The organism is Enterococcus sp. FDAARGOS_375, from assembly GCF_002393265.1.
GTDB lineage: Bacteria > Bacillota > Bacilli > Lactobacillales > Enterococcaceae > Enterococcus_D > Enterococcus_D innesii.
In genome coordinates this window covers 1,189,079-1,207,820 of the sequence record NZ_CP023515.1, presented here as the reverse complement: position 1 = coordinate 1,207,820, position 18,742 = coordinate 1,189,079, and the positions used below count along the sequence as shown (strand labels likewise).

The following is an 18,742-nucleotide window of genomic DNA, read 5'->3' as shown; positions in this document are numbered from 1 at the left end:
AGCAGTCCATGGCAGCTTTTTATGGTTCGATTTTACTATACAAATCGAGGGCTCTTTTTCTGGCTTCGTTGTGGTCGACTATAGGTGACGGATAGTCGGTGCCTAAAATTACCTTTAGGCCGGCTTGCTCTTGGTCAGTCATCAAGTAGGGTTCATGGATGAATTTTAGCGGCAACTGGGCGAGTTCGGGAACAAATTGTTTGATAAACGTCCCATCCTTGTCGAATTTTTTCCCTTGTGTGATAGGGTTGAAAATTCGAAAGTAAGGAACCGCATCGGTGCCTGTCGAAGCTGCCCACTGCCAGCCGCCGATATTGCTGGCAGCGTCGTAGTCGATCAATTGTCGAGCAAAATAGGCTTCTCCTTGCCGCCAATCGATCAGTAAATCTTTGGTTAGAAAGGAAGCGACGATCATCCGTAGACGGTTATGCATCCAACCGGTCTGATTCAGCTGCCGCATCGCGGCATCAATGATCGGATAGCCGGTTTGCCCTGTTTGCCATTTGGTTAACTCCTCTTCATTCTTTCGCCAATCCATGTTTCGATATTTCTCAATGAGTTCATAGTTTTTTTGTTCAGGATGGCTGAAGTAGATCATATGATAAAAATCTCGCCAAGCCAGTTCTTTTAAAAAGGTCGCTTTGCCAGTGCTTGATGGCATTCCTTGGCAAGCGGCCCAAACCTTCCGAATGGAGATTTGTCCAAAAGACAAGAAAGGGGACAGGCGGCTCGTTCCTTTGATCGAAGGGATATCACGGTCTTTTTCATAGGTGGTCAAACGCTTTTGCACAAATGCCTGCAATTGTTTATGCGCATAGTCTTCCCCAACGATCGTTGAAAAATCGGTCTTTCTATTTTCTAGCAGCTTAGCAAGCAGCGCTGTCCCTGCTTTGAAGTGAGGGGCATCATCAAAATGAACGGCTTTTTCAAAATCGAGGTCCTGCTTTTGATACACCGGTTTGGGCAATTGAATCCATTTCTTATAGTAAGGGGTAAATTTTTTGTAGTACGTCCCATCCTCTTTGGTGACTTCTGTTGGTTGATGCAGATGATGGTCTTCAAAAGAATGGACAGTGACGCCTTTTTTCTCGACCAATTCTTTTATGTAGAGATCACGTTTACGACCAAATCCACGGTTATCAAAGTTGAAGTAAAGCTGGCTCCATTCTGGATAGCAAGCGAACAACTGATCAAAGGCTTCTGTCAAAGTCCCTGTCAATAGGTGGATCGTCAGATTTTGCTTTTTGGCAGCCTCGATAAAGTGAGCAACTGCGCTAAAAAAGTAATCATGGCTTGGCGCCTCGGGGAGAAACTGCTTGTCATTGAGATGAAATACACACAACAAATGGTCGTTTTCTTGAAGAGAAAAAAGCGCCTCAGTCAGTGCCGTGTTGTCCTCTAAGCGTAGATCCTTTCTAAACCACATCACATGAATTGCCATACAAACCTCCTTGATAGTATAACCGTGCAAAAAACGATCGGATTTCGTTTATAGTAATGGAAAGATGGGATTTATTCAAATTTGGCGATTGTTTCAGCTAACCAGAAATCTTGGCAAGCGTGCGTGACTATAGAAAGCGTATGGAACATGAAGATGCGTCGCTTTTCAATAGCCGATCTTGTAAACAAAAAAATCGAACACAGAACAAGAGTCTGCGTTCGATTCTAGCAATCAACAAAATTATTTCATTTTCCGTTCATCTGGCACGATGTCTGCTTTTAACAACCATTTGTGGAAGAACCATTCTGCCATACCGATCAATACTGCTGGGATCAATACTAACATCCAGATGTCATTTGTATAGTCCATATAAGTCAGATACAGCCATAGGATAAGGGCTGCTGCGCCGGCATCTGCGATCGTGGCCGCAATGTTACCGATCTTGCGCAAAATGACCAAGTCGCCTAGCACATAGATCATCACCACAATGATCACACCGACGATCGTCGAGTCCATAAAACTGACATCGTAAATCCCTGACAATACAATCCACAAAATCGCCCAAATCATTAGTGCTTTGACAACCAACGCTTTTAGATGTTTCATTTCATACACTCCTTTTTATTATTTATTCCAAAAGCAAGAAGGTCATCTTAGTGATAACCTTCTATTTCAAGGCTATCATCTGACATTTTTTGTGTCAAAAAAAATGATTGGTTTGATTTTTTATTCAAAAGCACTAGCAAGAGGCACATGTTGCGAGCAGATTCGCTTTCTCCATTCATTTACTTGAGAAGCGATCTTGTTACATGGTTCGATTGTTGGTTATCAGTTGGTATTTGTTTTAATATATCTTGTAAGATTAGTTAGTAGTATTGCTAATATTATTCTTAAAAAAAAGCAGGTAATCGCCTATTAGATAGTTTCTAGCAGGATAAATAAATTCGACTCTTTTCATCAATATCAGAAACAATGTTTAATTGAAATTCGCTTAGTTTACTAGGGCTTCTTCTGCTTGATCTGGTTCTAGTACAACTTCCTTTCCTATTTCGGAACCAGCAGCTTCTTCCTCAGGATCTTCAATTCCTAAGAATAGTTGAATAATAAATGATGCGGAAAAAGCAATGATACAACCGATGATTGCATAGATAAAATTCGAAAATCCATCCGCGCCAATATAGCTTGGAAGTGATACGAGACTTGGTGCAACTTGGGCATAGCGTCCAACATTCATAACTCCTATAAACAGACCACCCAATCCACCTCCGACCATTGCTGAAATCAATGGTTTTTTAAACCTTAAGCTAATGCCGTATAGGACAGGTTCAGTTATTCCTAAGAGAGCAGAAATACCTGAGGAAATCGCAAGTTGCCTAACTGAACTATTTTTTGTTTTGACAGCTACTGCAAAAGCGGCGGCACCTTGAGAAACATTCGAAATCAACATTCCCGGTCCAACGACTGTATCGATCCCTATCGTGGCAAGAGAATTGATGCCCAATGAAATCAATACATAATGCATACCAGTCATCACTAAAAGAGGATTCAAAATACCAACCACAGTTGGTGCCAGCCAACTTACATGTTCATTCAGAAAAGTTACCATATCTCCTAATCCTGAGCCAATCAGAGCACCTAATGGTCCTAGTAAGACTAAAGTTACTGGCGCAACAATAGCTAGAGTTAGAAGAGGTACCATAATGAGTTTGATGGATTTATGAACAATTTTATCTATAAAAGGTTCAACATAAGACATAAACCAAACTGCAAGAATGATTGGTACAACGGATGAACTATAAGTGGCAACTGTGACTGGAAAAGCAAGAAACCTTACGGCATTTCCCGTCTCTATACTGTTATTCAACAGGCCTATGAAAGTGGGATGAACAAGTGCTCCTGCTATAGCCATAGCAATGTAAGGATTGACGGAAAATGTTTTAGCAGCTGAATTTGCTAATAAAAGTGGTAAGAAGTAAAAAGCAGCATCACTTATCATCTCTAGAAGAATATAGGTTTCTGATTCTGTTGACAAGATTCCTAATAAAGAGATGATTGCAAGCAGGGCTTTTAACATCCCGGCACCAGCAATGGCAGGGACGATTGGCATAAAAATTCCTGTGATCATATCGATGATTTTAGTTAACACACCATTTTTCTTTTTCGCTGTGGATTCCATACTAACCCCCGTTAAACAGTTATAGTTTCTTTTATTAAATCTGTTGGTGAACTGCTGTTTCCTAGATAGACTTCGTAAGGAATTTCTTCTAGCTCCCATTGTTCAGAATCAGGATTGTACCATTTCAATTTTTCGATAGGACATTTAATCGTAATATTCTTTTTTTCTCCAGGAAGTAGATGCACTTTCTTGAATCCGCGTAATACTTTGATGGGACGATCGATTTGCGAGTGACTAAATCCTACATATAATTGAACAACTTCTGCTCCAGGTAGTTTCCCTGTGTTTTCAACTGTACATTTTGCTGTCAAAAGCTTTTTATCTATTGTAAAATCATGGTTTGAAATATCAAAATTGGTATAAGAAAGCCCATAACCAAAAGGAATCGACGGCACTTTTCCTTCCTTTTCCAACTTCGCATATCCATGGTAATACTCATAGGTGATTTGATCTGCATTCCAATCAATCTGTGGCAGATCTTTCTCTTTGTAAGGGATTACAAATGGGAGTTTTCCACTCGGATTGGCTTCTCCAAAGAGGATTTTTGCCAGCGCTGTGCCACCTTCCATTCCTGAGTAGTAGGTAAAGAGAATCGCAGATACTGCATTTTTCCATTCTTCAATCATAATTGTGTTACCACCAACTAAAGCAACAACTGAATTATTGTTTTCTGGGCCAACTTGGTTTATTAGTAAAATATCTTCTGAATGGAGTTCTAATGATTCTTTTCGATCACCGCCTTTAGCGTCAAAAATCGCACCAGCAGGAACCTCTCTGTTTTCTGCTTCACCAGTATATTCACCTTCATCATCATAATTATATCCAACAACAAAAATCGCTGCGTCCGCTTCTCTGGCAATCGTTTTTGCTAATTCAATATCTGATCCTTCGTTATAAATAACCTGAATGTGTGGAGAGTATTTTTTTAATCCTTCTAAATAACTGATAACATAGGGAGGGTAAACTCGACTAGAACCACGATCGCCTGTATTTTCTTCAGTCGCTAATTTTCCAAAAATAGCAACTTTTTTAATATTTGCGTTTAAAGGAAGACAGTTGTTTTCATTTTTTATCAAAGTAATCGATTGTTCTGCAGCATCTAAAGCTAGACGTATATGTTTTTTGTAATCAATGGTTTCTTTGGAATCATCGTTTTTCCTAGCTTCTTCAAAGACGAGTAGGGTACGAATAATTCTTAATGCAGCATCGTCAATTGTTTCTACAGGTACTAATCCATCTTCGACAGCTTTTTCTAATTTTTCTCCGTAATGATTTGTTACATGCATTTCAATATCTAATCCTGCCAATGCTGCTTTTACAGTGTCTCTCGTTCCGTTAACGAAATCACTAATGACAAAGCCGTCGAAATTCCATTCATTTTTTAGTACATCTCGAACTAAATAAGTACTATTACCAGTATGTTCGCCAAAATATTTATTATAAGAAGTCATTACCGAAGCTGCACCAGAATCAATAACATCTTTAAAATGCGATAAATAAATTTCTCGTTCTGTTCTTTTGCTAGCATGAACATCGACTTTAAAACGAGCATTTTCCATACTGTTAAATGCATAATGCTTGACGCAAGCAACCACACTTTCAGATTGAACACCTTCTGAAAGGGCAGATCCCATCGCACCGAGAAGGAATGAATCTTCTCCGTAGACTTCTTGACTGCGCCCCCAACCGGGATTATAAGGTAAATTAATACACACGCCGCCAAAAAAATTCCCACCACTATCTTTGATTTCTTTCGCAATCGCTATTCCAATTTGCTTTTCTAACTCAGTGTCGAAGGAAGCGCCCCTTGCCATAGAAACTGGAAAACAAGTTGTTTTGTCTCTGCCGGTTACTGCACCGCGAGGACCGTCTACAAATTTCATGGAGGGAACATTCAATCGTTCATTTCCACCGGCCTCATAAGGAAATTCGTTGTAATGCTGCCCATTTGCCATATCCCTTCTTACATCTGCTAAAACCATATTGCCGCTCATCAAGTGCACTTTTTCTTTTAGGGTCATTTGCTTCAAAATCTTCTCAGCTGCTTCCGTATATTGGAGCCGATTTTTTCTCATATTCACATCAATTTTCATTTGATCTCCTTCCTTGTTACATTTTATCTGTTAATGATACCGTTTCCATCATTAAGTTAGTTTTGCGTACTAACTTAATAGGTGAAATATAAATCATAAAACATAAAAAGTCAATGTAAATTTTAGTTATTATGATTAAATGAATAGATATAATTTGGAATATTGAAGAAAAAAGAGCACGACCCAATAGAGTCGTGCTCTTAATCATTTTCTCCTAACAGCTCGAAAATAACTGATCCCGGTTCCTGCAAATACTACGAAACTAGCCAATAGGAACAAAAATCCTACAGGAATCAGGTAGAAATTTTCATGTAAAATGCCGGTTTGATCGATATATTCCACGGCGCTTGCTTTGATGAAGAAGCAAGCAAAGCCGAATAGTAGTAAAAATGTTCCGATCAAGGTCGTGATCAAATTGAGTTTGGCGCGTCGGGTCTCGCTGCCGTCTTTGATTAGTTTTTCAGTGATCCTGTTCACTTGAGTTCCTCCTAAAATCAATTCATCAAGCGAGAGTTCAAAAATCGTGGCGATGGCAATCAGCATTTCTAAATCTGGTAGATTGCGATTGTTTTCCCAGTTCGAAACGGCTTGTCTTGTCACGTGTAGTTGAGTGGCAAATTGTTCTTGGGTCAAGTTATTTCTCGCACGTACTTCTTTGATTTTTTCGCCAAATTCCATCTTTTCTTCCTTTCGCTGAAGTGACTTAAGCATAGTCGAAACCCTCGTTGGTTCCAAGAAAGCAGGGCTTGCTGCTTGATAAATCAAGGGAAAGTAGTGCTTGCGTCGCTTTTTTGTCAGATCTTGGTTAGGGCGGGAGCCAATCACCTTTAATAATCAAAGCGATCAGCTGCTAAGTAAACGATTTGATGTGTGTTATTTTTACAATGTATCTTTTCTTTTATTATAGCATTGTGATCGAGGGTAGGGAAATGTGTGATACGGGTCTTTCGCTACTTGATTGGTAGATGTCTAACAGCTGTCGAGAGTATCGAGCGGGGAGTAGTGCAACAGCAAGTTTCTTTTCTTAAAGAAAATCACTTAGTTGACAAATCGCAAAACATCTTGTTTAATATACCCCAAGGGGTATACGAAAGGAGCAAGAAATGTTTTCACTATTTAAGCGCATACCAAGTATGTCAACAGCAGATTTACAAAAAGAAGGAGCCAAAGAATGGACGGTTCTGGATGTACGCACGCCAGCGGAGTACCGCAGCGGGCACATTGCCTATGCGAAAAATGTACCGTTAAATAAGGTTGCTGGATTTACTCAAAAAGGCGACAAGAAACTGGCAGTCATTTGCCAATCGGGGATGCGAAGCAAACAAGCAGCCAAAATCCTAAGTAAAAAAGGTTTTGATGTGGTCAACGTTCGTGGCGGCATGAATCAATGGCGCGGAACAACCAAAGGAGGAAAGTAATGATGGAAAAAATAGTTATTGTCGGTGGGGTAGCAGGGGGAATGTCGGCAGCCACGCGCTTACGTCGGCTTAAAGAAGCAGCGGAGATCATTGTTTTTGAAAAAGGTCCTTTTGTCTCTTTTGCGAATTGCGGGTTGCCGTATGCCATTTCTGGTGAGATCAAAGAGCGAGATGCCCTATTGGTCCAAACACCTGAAGCATTAAAGAAACGGTTCAACTTAGATGTGCGACCTTTTCATGAAGTGCTGGCGATCGAGCCAGAGGAGAAAACGGTGACGGTCAAACATGGCGAACATGTCTTCACGGAATCTTATGATGCGTTGATTTTATCGCCGGGGGCAAAACCGCTAGTACCAGCGATCAAAGGGCTAGAAGAAGCAACCAACGCCTTTTCTTTGCGCAATGTTCCTGACTTAGACCAAATCATGGCGCATCTTGAAGACAAAAAGCCTCAAAAAGCCACGATCATTGGCGCTGGGTTTATTGGGTTAGAAGTCGCTGAAAATTTACATAAAAAAGGCCTCGAAGTAACGATCGTAGAAAAAGCACCCCACGTATTGCCACCTTTGGACGAAGAAATGGCTGCGTATGTCAAAAATGAATTGATCAAGCAAGGGGTCAAAGTTTTGACCTCGCAGTCAGCGACCGCTTTTGAAAAAGCAGGGCAAGAAATCGTTCTGGAAGATGGCACGGTCCTGACTTCAGATCTCATGATTCTTTCGGTTGGTGTCCAACCAGAAACGGATTTGGCGAAACGTGCTGGTATTGAATTGGGATGCCGGGGGGGTATCTTAGTAGATGAGCAATACCAAACCAGCAAGAAAGATATTTACGCGGTGGGTGATGCCATCGTTGTGAAACAACAAATCACCAACGAAGACACGCTTATCTCCCTGGCTTCACCAGCCAATCGCCAAGGTCGGCAAGTAGCTGATGTGTTGGGAGGACTGGCTCGCAAAAACAAAGGCAGTATCGGGACTGCGATCGTGCGCGTATTCGATCTTGCAGCAGCTTCCACAGGGTTGAGTGAGCGCAGCGCCAAACTGGCAGGGCTAAATCCCCAGGTGGTTCATCTTTCAGGCAAAGACCATGCAGGGTATTATCCGGATGCGACGGATATTTATTTGAAACTGATTTTTGATGCGGATACTGGAAAAATCTACGGTGCGCAAGGCATCGGTGCCAAAGGGGTCGATAAACGGATCGATACATTGGCAACAGCGATCAAAGGCGGCTTAACGATCTTTGACTTGCCTGAACTGGAATTCACCTATGCACCGCCTTTTGGCTCAGCCAAAGATCCAGTGAATATGCTTGGCTATGCAGCGATCAATCTGGCGGAAGGAATCAGTGAGAATATTCAGTGGCACGAATTGACGGATGCCTTAGAAAACGGTAAGCAGTTGTTGGATGTTCGTTCAGAGATGGAATTAGCCAATAATGGACGTTTTCAACAAGCGCTCCACATTCCGTTAGATGAATTGAGGGATCGGTTGTCTGAATTGGATCCAAGCGTTTCGTATGTCGTTACGTGTCATAGCGGATTGAGAAGCTACATTGCCGAACGCATCTTAAAACAAGCGGGCATCAATTGTCAAAACCTCGATGGTGCCTTTTCGTTGTATAATACTATTAAGCCGGAGATGATTATTCATGATTAAAGCAATATCTATGGAGGAATTTGCCCAAAAAGAAAAACGTGAACCACTTGAGATCCTTGATGTCAGAGAAGTCGATGAGTTTGCACAAGGACACATCAAAACAGCACAAAACCTACCGTTGAGCGAGCTGACAGAACAAATCAGCGACTTAGAGAAGGATAAAAACTACTATGTCATCTGTCATTCAGGGGCTCGTTCGCAAATGGCATCTGAGTTTTTGAGCCAGCAAGGGTTTCAAGTGACCAATGTCCTCGGCGGCATGTCAGCATGGAGAGGAGAAATCAAACGATGACCGCATGCAACAAAGATATTTTGAATCGGTTAAAACGAACCGAAGGCCAGTTGCGGGGGATTCAAAAAATGATCGAAGACGAGAAAGAATGCGTCGATGTCATCACGCAATTGTCCGCCGTCAGTTCCAGTGTTAACCGTATTATGGGGATCATTGTCGCTGAAAATTTGAAAAATTGTTTGGAAAATCCAGACAGCGACACGGAAACCCAAAAGCAGAAAATCGATCAAGCCGTCCAGCTGATCGTGAAGAAGTAGCGGGATTTTTGAAAGGTTTGTCGCGTTTTTTATCATCCCATGGAAAAGGTTCAGAAGAGCAGCATGTTCTTCTGAACCTTTTTACTCTTCATCAGCGATTGCTTGTCGACGCCAATAGAGGAAATAAGCGGAGATTGTCGGTATGTTTTGTTTTTTAATTACGAAGGAATATACACCGAGAAGGCTGTATGGTTAAATGGAGGGAGAAACGTCAAAACGCCCGATGGGTCGTTGAGTATATTTAGCGACCAACGATCGCTTTCCTTGTGATTAAAATCACAATAATCGAGTGGGTGTTGCGTGTTATGACGAATGAGAGAGGAGAGCTTCTTGAACAAAAAAATACAGTCTTTTACATTGCCTTTGATTGCTTCCAATTTGTTTCAAATCATTATTGCGCAAGTTTCATTAGCGATTATTTCAAGAAGATCCACGGAAGCGCTGGCGGCGATCGCACTGATCGACGGATTTCTCTACGCTTTTGCGGGTATTTTAGGTGCGATTGGCCTTGCTTTTAATATTTATGGCGCAAAGGCAGTCGGACAAAGAGAAGAGACGCAGTTAAATGATTATCTGTCCTCGGTTCTTTTTCTAGTAGTCGCGATCGGCGTGAGCTTTTTCCTGATTTTCCTGCTTTTTGGACGAGGCATTTTGCAGGTTGTCTACGGATTTAGTGGGGAGCTGCTAGGAACTGCGACATTGTATCTTGCAATCATGTCTCCCTATATTTTACTTACCTTAGTCACGTTTGTTTTTACTAGCCTTTTAAAAATTGAAAAGAAAACGAACTACATCCTCGGTGTTTCCATTATTAGTGCGTTGGTACAGGTGTTGCTTAGCTATTTATTGATCAACGGCAATCTCGGTTTTCCCGCAATGGGGGTCTTAGGCAGTGGCATCGCAAATATGCTTGCGACTTTGTGCTTGCTGGGGATTTATGGGGTTCTTTTACGAGAAAGTCTAGCCAGGGGGCTGAAACAAAGACCACGAAAACGCACCTTTTTATTGAAAAAAGCGGTCCCCTTAATGATTCAGGAATGCTTTGAAGGCTTAGTCTTTATTATTGCTTTTGAAGCTTTCGTCTCACGATTGGGTGTCAGTACGCTGGCAGCCTATGCGATCGGCAGCCAAGGATTGATGATCGCACGGTTGCCTGCTTTGATGTATGGCAACGCAGTGACCGTCTTTGCTAGTGAGGCGAATGGACAGAAAAACCGCCAGAAGATTTTAGCAGTGGGAAAAAGTGCCTTCGTTTCTTCTTTTGTGGCTTATGTCGGAATCGGCAGTCTGATCTGGGTCTTTCGTCCTGCTTTTTTTCAGTTGTTTACTACAGATGTCGCTGTTTTAGACTTGTTGCCAGCTATTCTACCAATTATGCTGGGGATAATGCTCGTCAGTCCGTTATATGAAATCACAAAATACCTATTACAAAGCTTGGAGTGCAGTCGCACGGTTTGTGTGTTGACAGGATGCGTCAACAGTCTGGTTTTAATGGGAATCATGGGCTTTTGGCGCAGTGGGCAGCTGAACTTTTTCTTCCTCTACTGTCTATACGGCATGAATTTCCTGATTCTCGGTGGTTTCTTTGCAGGACTGTTTTATTGGACGATCAAGCAGCGTGATCCTCAGGGCAAAGGACGCCTTTGAGGGTTAAAAAAGCGAAGGTGCTGTTGATCCTTCGCTTGTTCGTCGCCTACAATTGGACAGGGGGATTAATTGTGGCTGACTTCTTCGTAAAAAATGGCGTTGCGTTCTGCAATCAGTTGGGTTTCCCTTCGCTCTAATTCAAGAAAGGTTTCATCTGCCAGCAATTCGGCAGCAGAGTAGCCGGCAGCCAAGAAATTTTCGGCATAGGTCAATTTTTGATTCGTAATGTTTCTTCGTTGCTCGGCAATAATGAGTAGCTGTTTTACATTCATATACACACTCCATTCTTTTATAAAAAGCAAGTACTAAAAAGAGGACAGCTAAGGCAGTACTTGCAAGTCAACGGTGAAGGTAGGGCTGCGCGCTTGCTTGGCTATTCATCGTTCATGAGGAGAACGTCCGGTTTGTTTCTGATTGGTCGTTTTTATACGGAAGCTTTGTACTAAGTATAAAAAATTTTCCCCCGAAGCAACAGAACCTAGTCGTTTACATAAAGCAACCATTGGTTTACATTCTTTGGACAAGCGGGTGTTACAAGAAAATCAAGCAATTTTGTCCTGGAAAACGGTGGGATTTGACGACAAAAAAACCTGCGACCAGCTTGAAGCGGTCGCAGGTTTCATAGATTAGTAGAAATAGCTTAAACGGTTTGTTTTGCTGGGCGCAGCAAGACTTCGCTGATCGCCACATGTTTGGGCTGTTGAATGGCATAAACCACTGCATTTGCTACGTCTTCTGGCGTTAGGCTGTTGCCTTCCACGCGAGAGGTTTCTTTCAAGGTTGCTTCTAGTTGAGCATTGCCGACGGTTTCAAACAATTCCGTGGAGACCATTCCCGGAGAGACGATGGTTGAGCGAATGCCATGTTCACGTTCTTCTTGGCGCAAGCCTTCCATGATTGCACGAACTGCAAACTTTGTCCCGTTGTACACGGCAGAACCTGGGTAAATGACATGTCCGGCAACTGAGTCAGTGGCGATGATCAAACCGTCTTGCTGTTTTTGCATGATGGGCAACACAGCGCCGATCCCGTTCAATACCCCCATGATATTGATATCCAGCATTTTTTGCCAGCTGTCATAGTTCAACTCTGCCAAGTTTCCTTGAGGCATGATGCCAGCATTATTGAAAAGGACATCAATCCGACCAAAGGAGGTCATGGCTAAATCAATGACTTGTTGGACTTGTTCGCGATTGGTGACATCAGCTGTTTGATACAAGACATTTTCTCCTAATTTTTCAGCCAGTGCTTTGATGCGCTCTTCACGGCGGGCAGCGATCACTACTTTTGCCCCTTGCTCGGCTAGTTTAACGGCAGTTGCTTCCCCAATTCCTGAAGATGCTCCCATAATTACGATAACTTTTTCTTTGATTTCTGTCATTTGTATTTCCTCCAATGAATGATTTTTTCAGCGAATCCTGCTGCTGCCAATGGTGAACCTGTGAGACGATAGGTGATTGACAGTACAGTGCTTGCGGTGTATTTTAATTGTAGAACCTGAAGTTAGGTTTAGGTCAAGTAATAAACAAAATTTTTTTTAGGAGCGATGCAAGTGAGTTACTCGATTGGCGAAGTATCACAAACGACCAATATCCCCATCTCGACTCTGCGTTATTACGATCGAGAAGGGATGTTTCCGAAGCTGGCCCGCAGTAATGGCGGCATTCGGGTGTTTTCAGAAAAAGAAGTAGCGACGATCAAAGTGATCGATTGTTTGAAGAATACTGGCATGCCTATCAAAGACATCAAGAATTTCTTGGATTGGGGCGAGGAAGGCGATGCGTCTTTGCAGAAACGGCAGCAGCTGTTTCATGAACGTCTGGAAGAAGTCACAAAGCAAATGGCAGCCTTGCAAGAAACCATGAATACGATCAAATACAAATGCTGGTACTACGATACAGCGATGGCAGCAGGCACCGAAGCGGTGGTAAAAGAGTTGCCGCTAGAAGAAATACCCGAAGAAGTCCGAGCATACAAACTGTAAGTCCATCGAAAAACCACCTGCTGTTTTTGCAGGTGGTTTTTCGATTCTACTGGTTTTTCTGGGAAAATCAACCTTGCCAGTTGCCGTTTTCTAACGGCAGTTCGTCAGTTCCATGAAAATTGGGTTTCGTTCGTCGGCAGTGTTACTCAATAACGCCTACAGGAATCAAATAGCGGGGTTCATTTTCCGTTGGCAGCTGCAGCAGCTCTGTGAGTTCATGATCCGTGAAGGCGCCGATCGGCACAGCGCCTAAGCCTAACGCTTGGGCTTGTAAAAGGACATTTTGGGCGGAATGACCGACTTCGATATAGGCATAGCGTTCGATTCCTCGGTCCCCATAGCGCTCGATCAGTCGTTCATAAACCACTGTATAAAGCAATGTGGCAGGTGCCCGTTGGATCGCTTGCTGGTCCAACGAACCTTCCGCCAGTGCGGTCCGAAAATCGCCGGCAAGAACTTTTGCTAAGGTATGCTGCTCTGGTTGATACAGATAAAGCCCTGGCTCAAGCCCCGTTACCTGTGTGACCACGACATAGAGGTCTAAGGGATACAAGGCACCAGCCGAAGGCGCTGTCCGGCGACCATCTTCTGTAGTGACACCGGCAGCGGCCCATAAAAGCTGTGCCAGCTGTTCTTGTGTTAGCTCAGTGTCTAGAAAATCCCGTTGCGAGCGCCGCTCGAAGAGAGCTTCCGCCACACTGGTTTCCCCGTCTAAGATTGGTTGCGGCAATGGAAAGGTTTCATAGGAAACTGCTGGTTCAGAAGAAGTGGCGGTGTTGGTAGTCGGTTGTTCTTCAATTGGTGCCGTATCCGCACTGCAGCCAGTGAGGAGTAAGCCCAACACCAAAAGAGCGCCTAAATGAACAAAGCGAAATCGTTTGTAACGGGTCATGAGGGTTCCTCCTTTTCTAAGGACTTCGTGTTATTTATAAGTATAACAAGGATTGCTTTTTCATGCGCTTTTATTCACAAATGGGTGAGCAGTGACAAGCGTATCAGCTCAGTCAGGTCATAGGAAAAGCAGACTTTTTAATATTTTCTAAAGGCTTAAAAAGTATTTGCCATCGAGACATCATCAAGATTTTGTTCTGGCTCTTTCAATCAATGATCATTGGAAAAGGATGCAGCAAATGCCAGAGTGTTATCTAAAGGAAGAGAATCATCAGAAGATGGAGAACTGCCCTTTAAGGAGCTTTCTGGAATCAATAAAGCCCCTTTGTCTCTTGCGACAAAGGGGGCGGGGCTAACTATTCATTTCTGCGACTTCTTCCTCCATATCAAATTCCAACTGTTTGGCAGCATTGAGCTGGTCGCTATAGTAGCTGGCAAGCTCTTCAGCAGATTGCGGTGTTAGATTGTTGAAGACAAAAGTCACATAGGTGCCATGATCTTCCAGACAGATCGAATTGATGGTGAAGCGGTGTTTATCATCGTAAAAGGTATAACTTTCACCTGGTACGAATAGTTGCTCGGGATGAGTACGGATACGGAAGCCGTTGAAACTCATTTGATACATTTCGAACGTCTTCGCATCATAAGAAAGCTGACGATTGATGGCGATACTCAAGGCTTCACTATCACTTTCGATAAAACGGTTTTTCCCGATCAAAATGGCATAAAACAAGCCATAGAGGTTATAGAGCGACCAAATCAAGGTCACGATATAGCCGAATTCATAGCCTTCTCCTCGGTACAAACGATACCCAGCCACCAGACAGGCAAAGGAGATCCAGGTAAAGAGGATGATGTGGGGCAAGACGGTCCGCCAATCAAAGGCGTTGCTGCCGACGATCTCTTTTTTGGTCACGTTGAATTTTTTCTGTGATTTCATAAATTCTTTGATCAATGCCCCAGTGTGGATAGGAGCGACAAAGCAATCATAGATGTGGGAGCTTGTCAGGTTCCTGATCTTAGGGACATACAGCCGAAACGACAGGGAAATCATAATGAAAGGCGGTAAAAAGAACAGCAACAATTGGTGATTGTTGCTTCTGACGATAAAGATATCAAAAACCATAAATAAGGTTGGTGCCAATAAAAAGATGATTTTTTGGAAAGAGGTAAACCAATACAAATAGGAGTTGTAATAACAAAGTTTTTGCATGAACGACAATCCATTTAAGCGGCGTGGTTTGAAGTGATCAAAAATTTGTTTCGTTCCTTGCGCCCACCGAGTCCGTTGTGAGGTCAGCTCTTTGGCAGTGTAAGGAGTGATCCCCAAGGCATAGGCTTTATTGATAAAAATCGTTTCATAGCCGGCGTCTTGTAAAAGCATCCCGGTCGCCATATCTTCTGTGATACTGCTGGTAGGAACGCCGCCGATCTCTTCAAGGGCACTGCGACGAATGATGGCATTGGTACCGATATGGATCAAAGCATTCTCACGAGAAAGTGCGGGTTCTAGAAAGCGCATGAATAATTCCTGTTCGTTGTACATGGATTTGCGCAGTAATTGAAAAGGATCTTTGTTATAAAATGTTTGTGGATATTGCACCAATGCAACTTTAGGATTGCGAAAATAGTCGACAGCTTCAAAAATAATGTTCTTTTTGACGATAAAGTCAGCATCCAGAAGCAAAATCAAGTCACTGCTGGTTTGGGACAAGGCATAGTTGATATTCCCAGCTTTAGCATTGGCATTTCCTTCGCGGGTCAAATAGCCGAGGTTCATTCGCTCGGCCATTTCTTTTAGTTCCTCTCGATGGCCATCATCGCAGATATAGATTTTTTTGTTGGGGTATTTCAAGGCTTTGACAGCAAGTGCGGTGGCGATCACCAGCTTGATGTCTTCATTGTAAGTACAAATAAAAGCGGCGACACTTGGCAAGAATTCTTCTGCTTCATCCCCCTCGTAGCGGTATTCTTTTGAGAGCTTATTGGAAAAAAGGTAAACAAAAAAGCCATAGACAAACAAACCAATGACTTCCGCAATATAGAGAATGATCCCAAATACTAGTGAAGCAGAACTATCCATAGGGATCGTGAAAAACAAACGCCAAACCAAGTAAATAAGCAGAAAAGCAATCGTGATCTTCGAAAACAACTGTTTGATGCGATTATTTTTCTTTGCCAGAAAATACAACAAGAAAATGACCAAAAACAACCCAGATAAATAAACCAATTCCAAACCGATCTCCTCCTTTGTTATACTAAAATAGTAATAAGTTTTTAAAAATAAATCAAAGCAAACGATTGCATGTTTTTTAACATGTAAGAAAGAAGAAGGAGGACAAGTACGAAGAAGCGAAAAAAGGACATACAAAAACCCTCCAACAACGAATTGCTGGAGGGTTTCATTTAATTGGCAGCTGCCAATGCTGCTTGGTTTTGTTTGGCATGATAGGCTTCCACGTCTAGGATTGCCTGTTTAAACATTTCTCGCGTGATCTCATAAGGCACGTGGACGATGTCATTGGTGGTCATTGCTTTGTCTAAGATTGCCTCAAGATCGCTGGTGTCGTTAAGGCCCATATCCGCTAGGCAAACCGGCAGTTTGTTTTCCTTCATAAAGGCGTAGATGCGCTGGAAGAGGGCATCTTGCTGATCGAGCTGCAACAAGGCCAAAACGCCGTAACTAACGGATGCGCCGTGTAAATAGTCTTCCATTTTTTCCAAAACGGTCGTTCCGTAGTAAAAGGAATGGGCAAGGGCGGAGTTGTAATCATTGATGACTAAGACGGAAACTAAGCCGGTGGTCACGATGATATCCAAGACGACTTGCTCAATGGCATAAGACGGCTGATTGGCGGCACTGTCTTTCAAGGCTTGTGTGCCGTATTGCAATAAGCGTTCCGTACACATTTTGCCGATTTGGATGCCTAACCCATCGGTGTAATCTAGCTGATCGCCCCGCGCTGAAAATGTCGATTCGATCTCTTTGGAGAGGGCATCGCCGATTCCTGCCCATAAGTACTTGTCGGGGGCTTGGGCGATGATCTCACTGTCGATAAAGGCATGGGTCGGCGGTTGCGAAGGGAAAAACAACCCTTGCATCTCGCCGTTTTCTTTATAGATGACACAAACCGCGGTGACTGGTGAGCAGTTGGAGCCGATCGTTGGGAAGGTGAAGACTGGTTTGCCAGCTTTTTCCCCAACCACTTTGACGGTATCGCAGACGCGGCCGCCACCAACGGCGAATAGAACATCGGCGGCTTGGACACTTGGAGTAGCTAACAGCTGATCGACGTTTTCATAGGTCGAGTTGCCGCCGTACCACAAGGTATCCGTCACTTGGACTGCTGACGTTAACGCGGCTTTGATCTTGTCTTCGGCTTTTTCAAGGGCGGTTTTTCCGCCGATGATCACGGCATTGGTGCCGTATGGTTTTACGATGTCATTTACTTTTTCGTAGGCGTCCGCCCCGATTGTGTAGTTTGGCAAAAAGATACTTTGACTCATACTTTTCTCCTTCTTTCTTGGCCACGAGATTGGCTAAAATTGGTCCGGTAATTTGATGGATCACCATGCCGACTGCGGCAGGGGTAACGGCTGCAGCAATGGCGGCAAAGTGGGCATTGGCTAACGAGATCGCTAGGCCAGTATTTTTCATTCCTAATTGAAACATGATGGATTTGGCTTGGGTGGCACTGACGCCCATCACACGGCTCAGACCATAGCCTGCGCCGTAGCCGATCAAGTTATGGAGCAAGACTAAGAAAATCACGATCAAGCCAGATTGGACGATGACGGCGCCGTTGCGAGCGACAGTTCCTGCAACGATCAATAAGATACTGACGGAAGAAATCAACACAAATGATTGCAGAAATCGCTCGATGTGCTTGGCAATGAGTTTGTGGACGATCACCCCTAAAATGATCGGCAAAAGCACCATCTGCAAGACAGACAAGAGCATTTCCCAGAAGGAAATCTCGGTGTACTGACCAGCCAAGACATAAACCAAAAAGGGTGTAACGACGGTCGCTAACAAGGTCGATACCGTGGTCATGGAAACGGTGAGGGCGACATCGCCTTTGCCGATGAAGGTCATGACATTGCTGGCGGTTCCGCCAGAAACGCAGCCTAGTAAGACAAAACCGATGATCAAACCGGAAGAAAGACCAAACAGCTGCGCTAAGCCGTAAGCCACCAAAGGGCTGATGGTGAACTGGAAAAGCACCCCTAAGATGAATGCTTTGGGCTGTAAGACGACCATTTTAAACGCAGCAACGTTTAGAGTCATCCCCATACAAAACATGATGATGCTCAAAAGAATCGTTGTACGAGGCGGAATCCATAAGAAGGGTTGCGGGAAAAAATAAGAGACGATCATCAATAAAATCATGATGTAGATCAAATACTTGTTTACAAAAGCAGCGATCGTGTTGACGGTTTTCATAATAAAAAATCATCCTTCCTTTTTTCTGCTTGACCAATCAAGTGTCCAAACAGAAGGGGTCTTTAGAATAAGTGCAGTGCATAACCGCGGGGAATCGGCAGCAGTTGGTCAACGAGCGTTTTGGATCTATCTGACATCAACGTGTCAGCTTGCAAAAGGCCGCTTTCTTGAAAATGGGTATAAAAAAACACTCCATCTCAAGAAGCTGTTCTTCTTTTTGGATGCAATGTGAATAGGGACTCTTTGAATGTATAAAATCAAACAGTCCCGACTATAATAATAAAATAATTCGTTTGCTAACATTGGTGCGGGTCATATGCGCCACCGTCCTTTTCTTTATTTTGAATTTTCTAAATATTTAAATTATTTCTACCTAGTCTACAAAAGAGTCAACGCTTTGTCAATCGTTTGAGAAAATTTTTTTCATTTTTTTGGGTG

Annotated in this window: 17 protein-coding genes; 6 read left to right on the top strand and 11 right to left on the bottom strand. The window is 43.1% G+C overall.

What is annotated here, in order from left to right:
* Positions 1 to 19: 19 nt before the first annotated feature.
* The 5 genes from CO692_RS06840 to CO692_RS06820 all read right to left on the bottom strand — a co-directional run bounded on the left by CO692_RS06840 (position 20) and on the right by CO692_RS06820 (position 6,388).
* Positions 20 to 1,441 carry a cryptochrome/photolyase family protein gene (locus CO692_RS06840; RefSeq protein ID WP_096741893.1) on the bottom strand — a complete coding sequence of 474 codons (1,422 nt, stop codon included), beginning with the start codon at positions 1,439 to 1,441 and terminating at the stop codon, positions 20 to 22.
* Between the two features lie 240 nt (positions 1,442 to 1,681).
* Positions 1,682 to 2,047 carry a DUF2512 family protein gene (locus tag CO692_RS06835; protein WP_096741892.1) on the bottom strand — a complete coding sequence of 122 codons (366 nt, stop codon included), beginning with the start codon at positions 2,045 to 2,047 and terminating at the stop codon, positions 1,682 to 1,684.
* A 385-nt stretch (positions 2,048 to 2,432) separates the two neighbouring features.
* A complete protein-coding gene (locus CO692_RS06830) occupies positions 2,433 to 3,617 on the bottom strand; it encodes a PTS transporter subunit EIIC (RefSeq protein WP_096741891.1) in 1,185 nt (394 codons plus the stop codon).
* Positions 3,618 to 3,628: 11 nt separating this feature from the next.
* Positions 3,629 to 5,710 (bottom strand): glycoside hydrolase family 3 protein, encoded by a 2,082-nt coding sequence (locus CO692_RS06825; RefSeq protein WP_096741890.1) that lies wholly within the window; start codon positions 5,708 to 5,710, stop codon positions 3,629 to 3,631.
* Between the two features lie 204 nt (positions 5,711 to 5,914).
* Positions 5,915 to 6,388, bottom strand: coding sequence for a DUF3955 domain-containing protein (locus CO692_RS06820; protein ID WP_096741889.1), 474 nt, complete (start codon positions 6,386 to 6,388; stop codon positions 5,915 to 5,917).
* A gap of 425 nt (positions 6,389 to 6,813) precedes the next feature.
* Between CO692_RS06820 and CO692_RS06815 the strand changes: the two genes are divergently transcribed.
* From CO692_RS06815 to CO692_RS06795, 5 genes are all read left to right on the top strand, one after another.
* Positions 6,814 to 7,128 (top strand): rhodanese-like domain-containing protein, encoded by a 315-nt coding sequence (locus tag CO692_RS06815; protein ID WP_010748940.1) that lies wholly within the window; start codon positions 6,814 to 6,816, stop codon positions 7,126 to 7,128.
* 2 nt (positions 7,129 to 7,130) lie between these two features.
* Complete coding sequence (locus CO692_RS06810) at positions 7,131 to 8,789, top strand: FAD-dependent oxidoreductase (protein ID WP_096742858.1); 1,659 nt, start codon at positions 7,131 to 7,133, stop codon at positions 8,787 to 8,789.
* Positions 8,782 to 9,081, top strand: a complete 300-nt coding sequence (locus tag CO692_RS06805) for a rhodanese-like domain-containing protein (protein WP_010748942.1) — start codon at positions 8,782 to 8,784, stop codon at positions 9,079 to 9,081. The genes CO692_RS06810 and CO692_RS06805 overlap by 8 nt, the downstream gene beginning before the upstream one ends.
* Entirely contained in the window at positions 9,078 to 9,338 is a 261-nt protein-coding gene (locus tag CO692_RS06800; RefSeq protein WP_005230585.1) for a metal-sensitive transcriptional regulator, read from the top strand. The genes CO692_RS06805 and CO692_RS06800 overlap by 4 nt, the downstream gene beginning before the upstream one ends.
* A 330-nt stretch (positions 9,339 to 9,668) precedes the next feature.
* On the top strand, positions 9,669 to 10,985 hold the full coding sequence (locus CO692_RS06795) for an MATE family efflux transporter (protein WP_096741888.1): 1,317 nt from the start codon (positions 9,669 to 9,671) through the stop codon (positions 10,983 to 10,985).
* 65 nt (positions 10,986 to 11,050) lie between these two features.
* Here CO692_RS06795 and CO692_RS06790 read toward each other — a convergent pair whose 3' ends face one another.
* Complete coding sequence (locus CO692_RS06790) at positions 11,051 to 11,257, bottom strand: hypothetical protein (protein WP_005230591.1); 207 nt, start codon at positions 11,255 to 11,257, stop codon at positions 11,051 to 11,053.
* A 368-nt stretch (positions 11,258 to 11,625) separates the two neighbouring features.
* Complete coding sequence (locus tag CO692_RS06780) at positions 11,626 to 12,366, bottom strand: SDR family oxidoreductase (RefSeq protein ID WP_096741886.1); 741 nt, start codon at positions 12,364 to 12,366, stop codon at positions 11,626 to 11,628.
* A gap of 165 nt (positions 12,367 to 12,531) precedes the next feature.
* On the opposite strand from CO692_RS06780, the gene CO692_RS06775 reads away from it, so the two are divergent.
* On the top strand, positions 12,532 to 12,969 hold the full coding sequence (locus tag CO692_RS06775; RefSeq protein ID WP_005230594.1) for a MerR family transcriptional regulator: 438 nt from the start codon (positions 12,532 to 12,534) through the stop codon (positions 12,967 to 12,969).
* Positions 12,970 to 13,111: 142 nt separating this feature from the next.
* On the opposite strand, the gene CO692_RS06770 is transcribed toward CO692_RS06775, so the two are convergent.
* The 4 genes from CO692_RS06770 to CO692_RS06755 form a co-directional block, all read right to left on the bottom strand.
* The gene (locus tag CO692_RS06770) at positions 13,112 to 13,861 is read right to left on the bottom strand and encodes a SagB/ThcOx family dehydrogenase (RefSeq protein ID WP_010748947.1); all 750 of its coding nucleotides are present in this window, start codon (positions 13,859 to 13,861) and stop codon (positions 13,112 to 13,114) included.
* A gap of 351 nt (positions 13,862 to 14,212) precedes the next feature.
* Positions 14,213 to 16,096, bottom strand: coding sequence for a glycosyltransferase family 2 protein (locus CO692_RS06765; RefSeq protein ID WP_096741885.1), 1,884 nt, complete (start codon positions 16,094 to 16,096; stop codon positions 14,213 to 14,215).
* 170 nt (positions 16,097 to 16,266) lie between these two features.
* The gene (locus CO692_RS06760; protein ID WP_096741884.1) at positions 16,267 to 17,367 is read right to left on the bottom strand and encodes an iron-containing alcohol dehydrogenase family protein; all 1,101 of its coding nucleotides are present in this window, start codon (positions 17,365 to 17,367) and stop codon (positions 16,267 to 16,269) included.
* On the bottom strand, positions 17,303 to 18,304 hold the full coding sequence (locus tag CO692_RS06755) for a bile acid:sodium symporter family protein (RefSeq protein WP_010748949.1): 1,002 nt from the start codon (positions 18,302 to 18,304) through the stop codon (positions 17,303 to 17,305). The genes CO692_RS06760 and CO692_RS06755 overlap by 65 nt, the downstream gene beginning before the upstream one ends.
* Between the last annotated feature and the right edge of the window lie 438 nt (positions 18,305 to 18,742).

Bases quoted from the DNA above. Each gene is read 5' to 3' on its own strand.
- CO692_RS06840 (WP_096741893.1), bottom strand. From the start codon at position 1,441: ATGGCAATTCATGTGATGTGGTTTAGAAAGGATCTACGCTTAGAGGAC.
- CO692_RS06835 (WP_096741892.1), bottom strand. From the start codon at position 2,047: ATGAAACATCTAAAAGCGTTGGTTGTCAAAGCACTAATGATTTGGGCG.
- CO692_RS06830 (WP_096741891.1), bottom strand. From the start codon at position 3,617: ATGGAATCCACAGCGAAAAAGAAAAATGGTGTGTTAACTAAAATCATC.
- CO692_RS06825 (WP_096741890.1), bottom strand. From the start codon at position 5,710: ATGAAAATTGATGTGAATATGAGAAAAAATCGGCTCCAATATACGGAA.
- CO692_RS06820 (WP_096741889.1), bottom strand. From the start codon at position 6,388: ATGGAATTTGGCGAAAAAATCAAAGAAGTACGTGCGAGAAATAACTTG.
- CO692_RS06815 (WP_010748940.1), top strand. From the start codon at position 6,814: ATGTTTTCACTATTTAAGCGCATACCAAGTATGTCAACAGCAGATTTA.
- CO692_RS06810 (WP_096742858.1), top strand. From the start codon at position 7,131: ATGGAAAAAATAGTTATTGTCGGTGGGGTAGCAGGGGGAATGTCGGCA.
- CO692_RS06805 (WP_010748942.1), top strand. From the start codon at position 8,782: ATGATTAAAGCAATATCTATGGAGGAATTTGCCCAAAAAGAAAAACGT.
- CO692_RS06800 (WP_005230585.1), top strand. From the start codon at position 9,078: ATGACCGCATGCAACAAAGATATTTTGAATCGGTTAAAACGAACCGAA.
- CO692_RS06790 (WP_005230591.1), bottom strand. From the start codon at position 11,257: ATGAATGTAAAACAGCTACTCATTATTGCCGAGCAACGAAGAAACATT.
- CO692_RS06780 (WP_096741886.1), bottom strand. From the start codon at position 12,366: ATGACAGAAATCAAAGAAAAAGTTATCGTAATTATGGGAGCATCTTCA.
- CO692_RS06775 (WP_005230594.1), top strand. From the start codon at position 12,532: ATGCAAGTGAGTTACTCGATTGGCGAAGTATCACAAACGACCAATATC.
- CO692_RS06770 (WP_010748947.1), bottom strand. From the start codon at position 13,861: ATGACCCGTTACAAACGATTTCGCTTTGTTCATTTAGGCGCTCTTTTG.
- CO692_RS06760 (WP_096741884.1), bottom strand. From the start codon at position 17,367: ATGAGTCAAAGTATCTTTTTGCCAAACTACACAATCGGGGCGGACGCC.
- CO692_RS06755 (WP_010748949.1), bottom strand. From the start codon at position 18,304: ATGAAAACCGTCAACACGATCGCTGCTTTTGTAAACAAGTATTTGATC.